The sequence below is a fragment of the Secundilactobacillus collinoides DSM 20515 = JCM 1123 genome, assembly GCF_001435975.1.
In the GTDB taxonomy this organism is placed as follows: Bacteria; Bacillota; Bacilli; order Lactobacillales; family Lactobacillaceae; genus Secundilactobacillus; species Secundilactobacillus collinoides.
This window is the reverse complement of the sequence record NZ_AYYR01000014.1, coordinates 37,838-51,206: the sequence shown is the minus strand read 5'-3', so window position 1 is coordinate 51,206 and position 13,369 is coordinate 37,838. Positions and strand designations below refer to the sequence as shown.

The 13,369-nt window shown below is 47.1% G+C and carries 12 protein-coding genes and 1 other annotated feature; of the genes, 5 read left to right on the top strand and 7 right to left on the bottom strand.

Annotated elements, in window-relative coordinates; all coding sequences use genetic code 11:
* Positions 1–84: 84 nt before the first annotated feature.
* From FC82_RS04225 to ezrA, 5 genes are all read right to left on the bottom strand, one after another.
* Positions 85–2,751 (bottom strand): valine--tRNA ligase, encoded by a 2,667-nt coding sequence (locus tag FC82_RS04225; RefSeq protein ID WP_056996295.1) that lies wholly within the window; start codon positions 2,749–2,751, stop codon positions 85–87.
* Between the two features lie 69 nt (positions 2,752–2,820).
* Positions 2,821–3,033 (bottom strand) — a binding site (T-box leader).
* Positions 3,034–3,099: 66 nt separating this feature from the next.
* Positions 3,100–3,609 carry a thiol peroxidase gene (gene tpx, locus FC82_RS04220; protein ID WP_054760731.1) on the bottom strand — a complete coding sequence of 170 codons (510 nt, stop codon included), beginning with the start codon at positions 3,607–3,609 and terminating at the stop codon, positions 3,100–3,102.
* 303 nt (positions 3,610–3,912) lie between these two features.
* On the bottom strand, positions 3,913–5,130 hold the full coding sequence (gene thiI, locus FC82_RS04215) for a tRNA uracil 4-sulfurtransferase ThiI (protein WP_054760733.1): 1,218 nt from the start codon (positions 5,128–5,130) through the stop codon (positions 3,913–3,915).
* Between the two features lie 24 nt (positions 5,131–5,154).
* Complete coding sequence (locus FC82_RS04210) at positions 5,155–6,330, bottom strand: cysteine desulfurase family protein (protein WP_054760736.1); 1,176 nt, start codon at positions 6,328–6,330, stop codon at positions 5,155–5,157.
* A 434-nt stretch (positions 6,331–6,764) separates the two neighbouring features.
* On the bottom strand, positions 6,765–8,504 hold the full coding sequence (gene ezrA / locus FC82_RS04205; RefSeq protein WP_056996294.1) for a septation ring formation regulator EzrA: 1,740 nt from the start codon (positions 8,502–8,504) through the stop codon (positions 6,765–6,767).
* Positions 8,505–8,670: 166 nt separating this feature from the next.
* Between ezrA and FC82_RS04200 the strand changes: the two genes are divergently transcribed.
* Positions 8,671–9,138: a GAF domain-containing protein gene (locus FC82_RS04200; protein ID WP_056996293.1), complete on the top strand. Its 468-nt coding sequence runs from the start codon at positions 8,671–8,673 to the stop codon at positions 9,136–9,138.
* A 197-nt stretch (positions 9,139–9,335) separates the two neighbouring features.
* Positions 9,336–9,944, top strand: a complete 609-nt coding sequence (rpsD, locus tag FC82_RS04195) for a 30S ribosomal protein S4 (RefSeq protein WP_054760738.1) — start codon at positions 9,336–9,338, stop codon at positions 9,942–9,944.
* Positions 9,945–10,013: 69 nt separating this feature from the next.
* Here the strand turns inward: rpsD and FC82_RS16695 are convergent, their stop codons facing one another.
* The gene (locus tag FC82_RS16695; RefSeq protein WP_156405122.1) at positions 10,014–10,175 is read right to left on the bottom strand and encodes a hypothetical protein; all 162 of its coding nucleotides are present in this window, start codon (positions 10,173–10,175) and stop codon (positions 10,014–10,016) included.
* Positions 10,176–10,192: 17 nt separating this feature from the next.
* Entirely contained in the window at positions 10,193–10,792 is a 600-nt protein-coding gene (locus tag FC82_RS04190; protein ID WP_056996292.1) for a DUF1054 family protein, read from the bottom strand.
* An 83-nt stretch (positions 10,793–10,875) separates the two neighbouring features.
* Between FC82_RS04190 and FC82_RS04185 the strand changes: the two genes are divergently transcribed.
* The 3 genes from FC82_RS04185 to FC82_RS04175 all read left to right on the top strand — a co-directional run bounded on the left by FC82_RS04185 (position 10,876) and on the right by FC82_RS04175 (position 13,286).
* A complete protein-coding gene (locus tag FC82_RS04185) occupies positions 10,876–11,340 on the top strand; it encodes a YueI family protein (RefSeq protein WP_054760742.1) in 465 nt (154 codons plus the stop codon).
* A gap of 65 nt (positions 11,341–11,405) precedes the next feature.
* A complete protein-coding gene (locus FC82_RS04180; protein ID WP_056996291.1) occupies positions 11,406–12,677 on the top strand; it encodes a replication-associated recombination protein A in 1,272 nt (423 codons plus the stop codon).
* Between the two features lie 318 nt (positions 12,678–12,995).
* Positions 12,996–13,286, top strand: coding sequence for a hypothetical protein (locus FC82_RS04175; RefSeq protein WP_054760744.1), 291 nt, complete (start codon positions 12,996–12,998; stop codon positions 13,284–13,286).
* Positions 13,287–13,369: the final 83 nt, after the last annotated feature.

The following is a 13,369-nucleotide window of genomic DNA, read 5'->3' as shown; positions in this document are numbered from 1 at the left end:
AAAGGCCGGGATTCGCATCCCAGCCTTTCATTTATTTTCTATTATAGCATGAACGAAGTCCGCAATCGAGCGCCAAACAGCTATTTATTGTTGCGCTTTAATCGCTGCTAAACGATCCTTAGTTGCTTGTAACTTCGATTCGTTTTCACTTTGCTTTTGACGTTCAGCATCCACCACATCATCAGGTGCATTGGCAACAAAGCGTTCGTTAGCCAATTTCTTTTTGGCGCGGTCAACTTCTGATTCGAACTTCTTAACTTCCTTTTCAAGTCGGGCAGCTTCTTCGTTCAAATCGACCAATTCTGCCAGTGGAACGTAGACTTCAGCATCCGTAATGATGGCACTCATGGCCAAAGTAGGTGCGGCCACATCAGCGCCGATCGTCAATTCCTTCGGGTGCACAAACCGGTCAATGTACTCACGGTTGTTTTCGAAAACGGCTTCCAGATCGGTGTTCGCTGTTTTGATCAGCACATCGATGGTTGATGACATTGGCGCGTTGGCTTCAGCACGGATGTTCCGGACAGCCTTGATCAGTTCGATCAGGTTGGCCATTTGACCCTCAGCCTTGGCGTTATCAAATTCTGGGTGGTCAACTGGGTACTGCGCCACGACCAATGATTTGCCTTCATGCGGCATCGTCAACCAAATTTTTTCGGTCACGAATGGCATGATTGGGTGCAGCAAGCGGAGGAACTGATCGAGAACGTAAGCCAAAACGTTGCGCGTCTTTGACTTAGCCTGTTCATCATCACCGTTCAAGATCTCCTTGGACATTTCGATGTACCAGTCACAAAAGTCGTTCCAGATAAAGTCGTACAAGGCCCGACCAGCTTCACCGAAGTTAAACTTCTCGAACTGTTCAGTGACCTGCTTGACCGTTGCGTTTAAGCGGCTCAAGATCCACTTGTCTGCCAAGTCCCATTCGGATTCAGCAGGTAATTTTGGCAACGTCATGTCACCCAAGTTCATGATAACGTAACGACTGGCGTTCCAGATCTTGTTAATAAAGTTCCAAGCAGAATCCATCTTCTTGTAAGAGAACCGGATATCTTGGCCAGGTGTTGAGCCGTTGGACAAGAACCACCGCAGTGCATCGGCACCGTACTTGTCGATCACGTCCATGGGATCGATCCCATTACCAAGCGACTTGCTCATCTTACGACCCGTTTCGTCACGAATCAACCCGTGAAGCAGCACGTGCTTGAATGGCCGACGACCGGTAAATTCAAGGGACTGGAAAATCATCCGAGAAACCCAGAAGAAGATAATATCATAGCCGGTAACCAGCGTGTCCGTTGGGAAGTAGCGCTTGAAATCAGGCGCGTCTTCGTTGGGCCAACCCATCGTTGAAAATGGCCACAGGGCACTTGAGAACCAGGTGTCCAAAACATCCTTATCCTGTTCCCAATTTTCAATATCTGCCGGTGGTTCTTCGTTCACGTAAGTCTCACCAGTTTTTTTATTGTACCAAGCTGGAATTTGATGGCCCCACCACAGTTGTCGTGAAATAACCCAGTCGTGGACGTTCTCCATCCATTGGGAGAAGGTCTTAGCAAACCGGTCTGGCACGAAGGATACTTTGTCGTCCGTCTCTTGGTTCTTGAGCGCTTGTTCAGCTAACGGCTTCATCTTAACGAACCATTGTGTGGACAACCGGGCTTCGACTTGAACCCCCGTCCGTTCTGAGTGACCAACGGAGTGGACGATTGGTTCGATAGAAATCATCAACCCTTGATCCTGTAAATCTTGAACCATGGCTTTCCGAGCTTCAAACCGATCCATACCGGCGTATTTGCCGGCTTTTTCGTTCATGGAAGCATCTTCATTCATGGTGTTGATGCGTTCCAAGTTATGACGGTTCCCAACTAGAAAGTCATTAGGGTCATGTGCTGGGGTGATCTTAACGGCCCCTGTCCCAAAGGCGGGATCGGCGTGTTGGTCGGCGATGATTGGAATCTCACGGTCAGCTAACGGCAGGATGACATTCTTGCCAACCACGTCCTTGTACCGTTCGTCCTTAGGGTTTACGGCGACAGCAGTATCCCCCATCATCGTTTCGGGACGGGTAGTGGCAATTTCAATGTAGTCCTTGCCATCAAGGGTCGTTTTCCCATCAGCGAACTTGTATTTCACGTGATAGAAAGCGCCCTTGTCGTCCTTATGGATAACCTCAATGTCGGACAACGCAGTTCGTGCTTGCGGATCCCAGTTGATAATGTATTCTCCGCGATAAATCAAGCCCTTGTTATACAGTTGAACAAAGACCTTCTTAACGGCTTCAGACAACCCCTTATCAAGGGTAAACCGTTCACGGGAGTAGTCTAGTGACAAGCCCAGCTTGTACCACTGTTTCTTAATGGTATCAGCGTATTCGTCCTTCCATTCCCAGACCTTTTCAACAAACTTTTCACGGCCAAGGTCATAGCGGCTGATGCCCTGTTCACGCAGCCGAGCCTCAACTTTAGCTTGAGTTGCAATCCCAGCGTGATCCATCCCAGGCAGCCACAGGGTGTCAAAACCCTGCATCCGTTTTTGCCGGATCAGCATATCTTGTAAAGTCGTATCCCAAGCATGACCTAAATGCAGCTTACCAGTAACATTCGGCGGCGGAATAACGATTGAATACGGGTGAGCCTTCTTATCCCCACTCGGTTTGAAAAGTCCTGCGTCCAGCCATTCATTGTAACGACCAGCTTCAACAGCTTGCGGGTCGTACTTTGGCGGCATTTGTGTGTTGTCGTCTGCCATAGATTCTGCTTCCCTTCTGTTTCCCTTATTTTTGACTGTTATGTAAGAAAAAAGCACTTCATCCTATAAACATAGGACGAAATGCTTTTCGCGGTACCACCTAAATTGGGTTTTTAACCCCTCTTAATAACAATCTAACGGATGTTGTTCCGGCCAGACCTACTGTTCGTTCAGTCCGACAGCTCACAAGTTACCTTCAGTAATCCGGTTTGAAAAACGTTTCAGCGGTCGTTTTCTCTCTGCACAAATCGAATGGCTTACTCTCTTGCTCATTGCTTATACTCGCTATGATAGCCAATTTTAAGCGACACGTCAACTGTCAATTGTGAGTTTTACCAGCTTGCTGTTTTAATCTTCAACGCGGTCGGTCAACTTTTCCAATGCATCTAACGCAGCCACGTAATTTGGTTCATCGGTGATTTCAGGAACGATCTCCTCATAAGTGATTTTACCTTCAGCGTCGGTGATAATGATACTGCGTGCAAGATTTCCCAATGTTGGCAGGTAGAGATCGGTTGCGTAGCCAAACGATAGTTCCTCATCTGACAGCACGCGCAGGTTTTCAACGCCCTCAGCCGCACACCAGCTCTTCTGTTCCTGAATCGTGTTATTTGAAACGGCGATGAACGTCGCATCCGGATAGTGGTCTGCCTGTTGATTAAATTTGCGAGTCTGCATGCTGCATACCCGGGTATTAATATCCGGCATAATGGAAATTAAAAGCGGTTTGCCTAACAACTGTGCCATTTTGACCTTATTGTTATCCGTATCAAACAACTTAAACTTCGGCAACTGGTCGCCAACTTGCGGCGGATTGCCTTCTAACTCAACAGTTTCCCCTCGAAACGTAACCTTCACGATGAACACATCCTTTACTGAACCAATTTCTTCTTAATTTACCGCGAGAACTTGGAAAATGCAAGGTGTCCGTACTGAAAATAGCGATTTAGATTAATGAAAATTGTGTAACGCGCCACTAAATTCTCCCCCACCTAATGTTCACTGATTACTGACGTCTAATGGCAGCAAAATCGCTTCATCGTCACTAAGTCACTAAGTCACTAAGTCACTAAGATTACGGCAATTTGGGATTCTAATCCCTGCAAATGATGGCGTGCATCAAAAAAAGTCTGGCATCATGCCAGACTTTTTTCGCTAAATTTAAAGTAATTCCGCAAAGACATCTTCCTGTTGGTTCATAAAGTTCTCCCCAGGTTTGATGTTGCAGACTTGAATGCCATCGATAGCTTCTTTCATCAAGGCGTCAACGTCAATCAATTTTTCAAAGTTACGCGTCTTCTCTAAATCAGGCCGCGTCTTTGGTGCCGGCGGTGTGAAGATCGTACAGCAATCTTCAAATGGCAGAATCGACAACTCATAGGTGTCGATCTGTTCGGCAATCTTAATAATCTCAGTCTTATCCATTGAAACCAGCGGCCGTAACACGGGCATGGTCGTCACATCGTTGATGGCCAACATACTCTCAAGTGTTTGGGAGGCCACTTGACCCAACGATTCGCCAGTAAAGACCCCTTTTGCCCCACGCAACTGTGCGATAGCTGCGGTGATCCGCAGCATCATCCGACGTTGAATGGTCATCAGGTAACCCTCTGGGACTTTTTCCTTAATGTCTTCCTGGGCCTTAGTAAACGGCACCTGGACAAACTGAATACTGCCAGCATAGCCGGCAATCTTTGAGGTGAGTTCCTTAGCTTTAGCTAACGCCTGTTCACTGGTGTACGGCGGACTAAAGAAGTGCACCATGTCCAGCTTAACGCCCCGTTTCATGCCAAGGTATGACGCAACTGGTGAATCGATCCCGCCAGAAAGCATCATCACCGCGTGACCGCCAGTACCAACCGGCAGGCCGCCAGCACCCTTGATGGTCTCACTGGTCAAGAAGATACCGTTTAAGCGGACTTCCACCTTGATCATGATATCAGGCTGCTTCATTTGGACTTCAATACCAGGAACGTTACGCAGGATGTGACCACCCAGCTTATCGTTGATCTGGTTAGTGTCATATTCGAAATGGTGGTCTTGACGCTTCGTGTTGATCTTAAATGTCATGCCAGGTTTGTACTGCGCCTGCACCATTTGAAGTGCCGTTGCCTTAACCTGGTCAAAATCTTTTTCCAGCTTGATCATCGGGGAGAAGTTTTCGATACCAAATACGCCCTTCAACCGATTCATGACCGGTTGAGCTGGCGTGCCGTTTAAAGCCACGTGCAGCCGGTCATACTGAGCCCGAATATCAAGGCCGGGAAAGTCATGTAGACTATGACGAACGTTTTTGCCCAGTTGTTTGATAAAATCTTTGCGGTTTTTACCCTTTGTGGACAATTCACCATAGCGCACCATGATTTCTGTGTATTCCATAGATACCCTCCTTTGTTTTAGAAATTAAGCTTTCGCTGGTTCGTCAGCAGAAGTGTTGCTCAATTTTTCAAATTGCTTGTAAAGCTGATCAAAGACCGTATTAAATTCATCGGCCTCTGCCAGTGTGTTGTGTTCGTCCAATGAGATCCGAATGGCACTCGTTGAGACTTCTTCTGGAATCCGCATTGCAGTCAAAGTGCTGGATGCCAAATGTTTCTTAGATGAGCAAGCACTCGTCGTTGAAATGTAGATTTCGTGTTCTTCAAACGCGTGAACGATGGTCTCACCACGAACACCGCGAATTGCAAAACAGAGAATGTGCGGGGCAAACCCGTCATTATCTTCTGAGAACGTGGTGACCAGTGGGAAGTCCTTAACGTGATTGAAGATGCGTTCTTTGATCTGACGCTGAGTGTCGACCTTAGTCGGTTCGTTATCAAGTAACAAACGCAATGCCTTGGCCATTGCAGCGATGGCTGGTAAGTTTTCAGTCCCGCTCCGCAAGTTGCGTTCCTGACCGCCACCGGTCAATAATGGCGCAATCTTGCGACCACGACGCGCGTAAATAAATCCGATACCGCGTGGGGCATGGAACTTGTGACCAGAGAACGTCACAAAGTCGACCCGGTCATTCATGATCATGTCCTGGATGCCCTTGCCAATTCCTTGCACAGCATCGATATGAAAATGAATCTTCGGGTAGTCTTTGAGCACGTCTGCCACTTCCTTTAGTGGTTGAATGGTCCCAATTTCATTGTTGACGGCCATGACAGACACAAGGATCGTGGTTGGCCGAATGGCCTTCTTCAAATCATCGATTGAGATACGGCCGTGTTCGTCAACTGGCAAATAAGTCACTTCGTAGCCGAGTTGTTTCAGCTGTTCCATTGAGTTATGGATGGCCGGATGTTCAACGGCAGTGGTGATCAAGTGATTCCCAAACGCCCGCTTTTCGATGGCGGTTCCCTTTACGACCCAGTTGTCACCTTCAGTCCCGCCGCTAGTGAACAGGATCTCGCTTTGCGAAGCCCCAAGCAGATCAGCAATCTGCTTACGAGATTGTTCCAACAGATTAAAGGCTTGTTCACCAAACTGGTGCAGACTGGATGGGTTGCCCCAAATCTGGTGGCTGACCTTATCATAGGTATCCACAACTTCCGGTGCTGCTTTAGTGGTAGCACTGTTATCAAAATAAATCATAAATTTCTAAGCCTCTTTATTTTTAGATTGGTTCGACTTCAATCAAAAAGTGCTTTTATTATAACGAGAAATGGGTGGGGTTACAAGTAGAGTGTGGAGAAAGGCGGTTAAGGGGCGGAGCGTAAGGGACTTTGACCCAAAAAGGCAGACCCGGCCTTTTTAGGTCAAAGTCCCTTACGCAGGAGCCCCTTGCCTTTCGGAACACGTTTCGACGCCAAATTAGCTAAATCACCGTGAGGACCGGGTCTTTAGAGCAATTGCATCAACCAAGCCATCGCAGAAATAAAAATATCCCAAAACGTCACTATCGCAGAATCCCATAACAAAGCAAGAACAATAACCCGCGTCACAACCAAACACAAAACCCGAACCAAACATCAAACCGTTTTCCTCACAAAAAAAGTGTACGCACCAACTGGCACGTACACTCAAACTTACTGTTCTTCTTTTGCCTCAGGTTCCGGTTTCTTAGTCGTCCCCTTTTGGTGGTAATAATTATCCTCTAACCGCTTATAAGAACCGGGTTCAACCTGATCCAAAACGGTGGCAATCGTCTCAAGACTCTTTGCGTAATCAAATTCCTGATCAAATAACCGCTGAGCTTCCTGACTGGCTTTCGCAACTTCATCGTGGGTCAGCCGATACCGGTTAGCGTACTGGATCAACTGTTCAGATAACTCAGCGCTGTCGACAAGATCGGTCGTCTTCTCAGCCAAGATGTCCAAATCAGACTGAATCATGATCAACTGTTTTGTGATCTCTTCCATATTAATTTGGACCTGGTTGATATCATCGTTAAGTTTGGCAATCTCATCGCGCACCACATTGTAGTAGTCAAGGTAGGTCTTAGAGACGCCTGGCAGATTTAAATTTTCCACCTGACGTCGTAACCCGTGTTGCCGCAGCTCAAATTGTTGCAGCGTATCACGTGCCTGTTGTTCTTCCTTAACCAACCCTGAGACAGCAGTGTTGATTGTCTGCTGCTGCTCTTCAATTTGCTGCAGATCGTGTTCCGCTTGCGTTTGACGGGCTAACACTTGCGTATACACAGCCTGATTACTTTGGATGGCTTCAATATCTGCTTGATAGGCACTATCCAAGTTGCGAATCTGCTCTTTAAACTCACGGGCGGTCTCAACTTCTTGGTGATCAAGCGTGTAGTTTAAGTTTAACCGATCCAATTCGCGGGTCAGTAATGTATTTTGGTTCCGGGCATGGGCGATAAACTTGGCTAGAGTGTCTAGGTTAGTCGTGACCTTTTCCTTGGCACCCATTTCCTTTTCCATGGTGTCATAAAAGTGGTCGATCTTATTCGTCAGCGCGGTGTCGTTTGCCTGGACCTTATCCATATCTAACTGCGTCAAAGCATCTTTACCGGCCTTAACCTCACCGTTTAAGCCCTGAATCTGGTCGTGCATATCAGCCTCTGGGTACTTAAAGCCTTGGGCGCTCAAGGTTGCTTCCCCCTGTTGCAGTTCACTGATTTGTGCTGGAAATTCGGTTTCCAGATTCTTGTACAATGGTGGGATCTGTTCGATCATTTCTTCAAGGTGTTCGGTATCCTTTTGGAGCTGAGCTAAAAGTTGAGCTGCTTTTTCATGATCGCCTTGACTGGTCAGTTCCCTAAACCGGTCGTTGTCATCTTCCAGTGTGCCTAACTCAGTTTCCAACCCATCAATGCTTGGACCGTACATGAAGTTTTTAGCCAGCAACGTTTTGCGTAGATCCTGGTACTTTTTTTCTAGGGCTTTAACGGCAGCTTTATGCTGCTCATCCACCTGTTTGAGTTCATCGATCTGGTCCGTTAACTGAGCAATAGCATCTTGGGTGACCCGTAATGAATCCTGTGCCTTCTTCAAATTACTGCGGGTCGCTAACAACCGGTATTGTTTCGCGCTGCCAGTGGCTTGATCCAGTTGCGCTTTCAACCGTGGCAGGCGTGTTTCGTTCAATGCCGTGTAGTCGGTCAGCAACTCCTGAACTTGATCAAGCGTCTTCCCGGTCAAACTCATCGTTTTGACTTGCGCCACCGCTGTATCCAACCCGTCAATATCCAGTTGCTGACGCTGCTGGTCAATGGTTTTGAGCTGGCGCAGCAGATACTGTTGGTAGATTAAAATACCGCCATAAATTACAATCGCTAAGATGATGATTCCCACGAAAACCTTAAACATCCAATCCCCGTCCTTCGTTTACCATTTTCATATGTATGGTGAACCGCTTTTGTTTGCTTTTTATACATTTAGCCATTAAAATCAATCCTAGCTTAAATTATAGCATAGTTAGTGAAAAGGCTTCACCGGAATTTTAAGTTTTAATCAATAGTAAAGAGGCGATTTTATGCAAGAAGCAACACCATCATTAATGAACCAACAGATTGATGCTCTTTTGTATAACGAACACAACCTGATTTCCAACTTATCAAACGCATCCGCCCTGCTCAACCAATCCCTCACGGATATTAACTGGGCCGGCTTTTATCTCTACCAGGAAGACACCGATGAATTGATGCTCGGACCCTTCCAGGGAAACGTTGCCTGTGTGCATATTAAAATCGGCAATGGCGTCTGCGGGACAGCTTTTAAAGAAGAAAAAACCTTAGTCGTTGAAAACGTTCATGAATTTCCTGGCCACATTGCCTGCGATTCAGCCAGCAACTCCGAAATTGTCGTACCATTGATCAAGGACGGCAAAAAAATCGGCGTCATGGACATTGATTCACCAAAGCTTTCGCGTTTTACCACTGACGACCAAGCTGAACTTGAACAGTTTGCTGACATTTTGCTCACACACATTGACATTGACTAGCGTTTCGAGGTACACTACTCTTTGTGTAAAATAATGCGGCGGTAAGCGGTAAGCTCGTCAACAGGTCACTGCCCACTTGGTGGTTCAGTTAGTAACCTGCGGCTGCACAGGGCGAAACCTGCAAAGTGATCTGCACGAATACTGTGCTTACGAAGAATTATTTTACTCCAACTAAAAATCATTGGAGGATTCAATTTATGTCACGTTATACAGGCCCAAGCTGGCGCATTTCACGTCGTCTTGGTATTTCCCTTTCAGGGACTGGTAAAGAATTAGCTCGTCGTCCATACGCTCCTGGCGATCACGGTCAAGGCCGTCGTCAAAAGTTGTCTGAATATGGGACGCAACTTCGCGAAAAGCAAAAGTTACGGTTCACTTACGGCTTAACTGAACGTCAATTCAAGAACTTGTTCGTTCGTGCCGGTAAAATCCGTGAAGGCAAGCATGGTGTTAACTTCATGATCTTGCTCGAACGTCGTTTGGACAACGTTGTTTACCGTTTAGGTTTGGCTACTACTCGTCGCCAAGCTCGTCAATTGGTTAACCACGGTCACATCACTGTTGATGGCAAGCGTGTGGATATTCCTTCATACGAAGTTAAGCCAGGACAAGTTGTTAGTGTTCGTGAAAAGTCCAAGGATATGCAAATCATCAAGGACGCTGTTGAAGCAGTCGTTGGTCGTCCTCAATACGTTGAATTCGACGCCGACAAGCTTGAAGGCCAATTAACACGGTTACCACAACGTGAAGAACTTGATGCTGATATCGACGAATCACTTATCGTTGAATACTACAACAAGCTATAGTCTTCCGCGTCAACTCAAAAAGCAACTTGCCATTTGGCAGGTTGCTTTTTTTTGCTGTTTTTGACTGTCCTAGATGTTGGGGATGCCCACAACCAGTAAGAATACAGCCACAACTACTAGTACGCCCAGCCCAATCATCCCAATGATAATGACCTGACGATTGCCTTGAATGGACCCGATCACGATCACAATGAGCATTAAGATCAGGAAAAGACCAAGAAGTGTTGTCATTTTCTCTCCTCCAGTGATTAATCGGCGTTCAATGCTGTGTAGAATGGTGCCAGCTGCTGCGTCGTCTCAATCAATATTTGTTTCAAGTCCTTGGGGTGCTGAAAAACCGCATCGTCCTTAAACCACTGCCGCCCAACCATAAAGTCAGCCTGTTTCACGGTTTCATAGCGGTCGAGTTGTTGCTTCAGCCCGGCCATCGTTGCCGTCGTGCTCTTTTTGGCCATATGATCAGGGCTGATTTCAAACCCAGCAGGTAACTTGACCAAGTCCGGCAATAAAGTTTGCCACCGAGTAATCATCAACTCTCGGTCGGATGCCTCGGCTAATGTCCCCAGCCATAAAAATAGCCGATCATCCCAGAACCCCAGCATGAGATGTGGTGTCATTTTATAACCCCGTGGATTTTGGTTAAACGCGATCCAAGTATTCATCGGCGGATTCTTGAACCGGCGTAAATGTTTAGCAATATGATCAGCCACTGGCGCACTTTGCTGCAGTGCCTCCTTGATGACTGGGGCGATGGCTTCAAATTTAGGATCGATCACCCCACGGACTCCGGCCATCCGTCCCGGTAATGTTTGGTCCTTAAACACGTCAAAATCCTCTTGATTAAACACAGCTGTCACTCCTATCGTTAACTTCGATTAAGCCTGAAACCTATGTTATACTAGATGGACTAAGAAGGAAAGGTTGACGATGTATGCCAGAAAAAGATCAAATGAGTGCCCACCTTGACAATGCCATTTACGGGACGCCAATGTTGCACCCGGATGAGCAGCGTCAATACTTGGGGACCTTTCGTGAACGCGTCTCCCTGCTGGTTTCTGTCCAGCAGATCCGCGCTAAACAATTCCAAGATGCCCTCAATCAGGAGATCAAGGCAAACCCGGACTACCAGGTCATCTTCAATGGCCACCTCGAAGCTGCCGAGCTTGCACCCTATATGGGTATCGCCAGTAAGGCTGGCACGAAATTCACCATCGTTTCAGACGAGTTTTATCCGCATCAGCCAGACAGTGCTGGTTTTGTCGTCGTTGCTAAAACGGCCATCAATGTGTACCCGATTGCTGCTAGCGACAAGTATCCAGACAAACCGGCCAACACTGATACGCCGAAACAACCGCATTCCATGATTGATAAACTCAAACACCGATTTGGATTATAGCATCACCAACGTCGTCGACTTCGGTTTGACGACGTTTCTATTGTTCACTGAAAGGAGTGACTAACTTGCCTCAACCACTTGCCTATCGCATGCGGCCACAAAAAATTGAAGACGTCATCGGCCAGCAGCACTTAGTTGGCCCCGGAAAGATCATCAGCCGCATGGTGCAGGCGAAAATGCTATCCTCAATGATTCTCTACGGCCCGCCTGGAACCGGGAAAACCAGTATTGCCAGTGCGATTGCTGGGTCAACAAAGTATGCTTTTCGAAAATTAAACGCCGCAACTGATTCAAAAAAGGACCTACAGATTGTTGCTGAAGAAGCCAAAATGAGCGGCACCGTCATTCTGCTATTAGATGAAATCCACCGCCTCGATAAAACAAAGCAGGATTTCCTGCTGCCCCACCTAGAGAGCGGCCGTATTGTGCTGATCGGAGCGACAACCGAAAACCCCTATATCAACATCAATCCTGCCATCCGTAGTCGAACCCAGATTTTTGAAGTCCATCCACTAACCCCGGACGATATTCGAACGGCTATCAACCGATCTTTAACGGATAAGCAAAACGGGTTAGGTGATGAGAATATTCAATTAGATGACGATGCTGAGACCTTTTTAACCACCGCCACGAATGGGGATTTACGAAGTGCACTCAACGGCCTGGAACTGGCTGCTAAATCAACGCCGGCTGATGATGATATTATTCACCTCACCCTGCCGATTATTGAAGAGTGCGTTCAAAAAAAGGCCTTCAGTCACGATAAAGACGGTGATGCCCACTATGACGTCATCTCTGCGTTTCAAAAATCGATTCGCGGAAGCGACACCGATGCAGCGTTGCACTACCTCGCTCGGTTGGTGACAGCGGGTGACATGCAGTCGATTGCGCGCCGGTTAATGGTTATTGCGTACGAAGATATTGGTCTGGCCAATCCCCCAGCATGTTCACGGGTCGTTAACGCGGTTTATGCCGCGGAACATCTTGGCCTGCCTGAAGGTCGTATTCCGCTCGCTGACGCGGTTATCGAACTTTGTCTGTCATCGAAATCCAATTCAGGAATGGCAGCAATCGATGCTGCCATGAGTGACGTGGCAAAGGGTCGCGGCGGCGATATTCCGGCACATTTGAAAGATGCCCACTACGCTGGAGCCGCCAAACTCGGCCACGGGGTCGATTACAAGTATCCGCACAGTTTTCCAAACGATTGGGTCAAGCAGCAGTACTTACCTGATCCAATCAAGAATGCCCAGTACTATGAACCAAAACAAAATGGTAAATTTGAAACCGCACTTGGCGAGCAATATACACGATTGCGAAAGGCCCAGGGGCACTAGTCACAAAGCTTGTCAAAACAGCGTTTCTGTGCTAACATACTTGTGAGTTCTAGGGTGTTCGCCTTGCCCATCATACGTGTTTGCCGAACAATTAGTTTTACATTGGGACATGGGTAGATGTTCATGGCGATGACAGGCCTTATCACTTGGTAGTCAAAGACATGACCTGTCCGTCCCACCTGCTTACAAGCGGGCCAAAACCTATCGGGCAATTAACGGCACTATTAGATCTTTCAAAGTGGCAACACTTTGAGGGCTGGCTTGCACCTTGTAAGCCAGCCTTTTTCTTTGTTAAGAGCGAATTTGGAGGTTTTTATTTTGGCCATCACCATACTGATGATTATTTACACCCTGCTGACCTTTTTTATTGGCGGGTTCTTCCTGGCGCACCAACATAAATCATTTTTGATTTTCCATCCCGAAGAAAACAAACCTTTATCTGGGGTAATTAAATTCGGCGGCTATTCGCTGATTATTTTGGGAATCGTCGCCGCAGCGGCTACGATCAGTCAAAACACCATCTTTATCTGTGTCGCACTCTTTCTTGGCGTGGCGGACATTGTTGGTGTGCAGCTGATGCTTGTGAGCTTCTTTCCGAAAGTTAAGTAATAGTTGCGAAAGCGCGTTTATTAATTTTTAACGTTTGGGGCGTCTGGCCTTGAACGTTTTTTATTTGGCTTGATTTGTTGTGG

What these genes read in the sequence shown, in the direction of transcription:
- FC82_RS16695 (WP_156405122.1), bottom strand. Translation starts at nt 10,175, where the DNA reads ATGACAACACTTCTTGGTCTTTTCCTGATCTTAATGCTCATTGTGATC.
- FC82_RS04200 (WP_056996293.1), top strand. Translation starts at nt 8,671, where the DNA reads ATGCAAGAAGCAACACCATCATTAATGAACCAACAGATTGATGCTCTT.
- ezrA (WP_056996294.1), bottom strand. Translation starts at nt 8,504, where the DNA reads ATGTTTAAGGTTTTCGTGGGAATCATCATCTTAGCGATTGTAATTTAT.
- FC82_RS04225 (WP_056996295.1), bottom strand. Translation starts at nt 2,751, where the DNA reads ATGGCAGACGACAACACACAAATGCCGCCAAAGTACGACCCGCAAGCT.
- FC82_RS04210 (WP_054760736.1), bottom strand. Translation starts at nt 6,330, where the DNA reads ATGATTTATTTTGATAACAGTGCTACCACTAAAGCAGCACCGGAAGTT.
- rpsD (WP_054760738.1), top strand. Translation starts at nt 9,336, where the DNA reads ATGTCACGTTATACAGGCCCAAGCTGGCGCATTTCACGTCGTCTTGGT.
- thiI (WP_054760733.1), bottom strand. Translation starts at nt 5,130, where the DNA reads ATGGAATACACAGAAATCATGGTGCGCTATGGTGAATTGTCCACAAAG.
- FC82_RS04185 (WP_054760742.1), top strand. Translation starts at nt 10,876, where the DNA reads ATGCCAGAAAAAGATCAAATGAGTGCCCACCTTGACAATGCCATTTAC.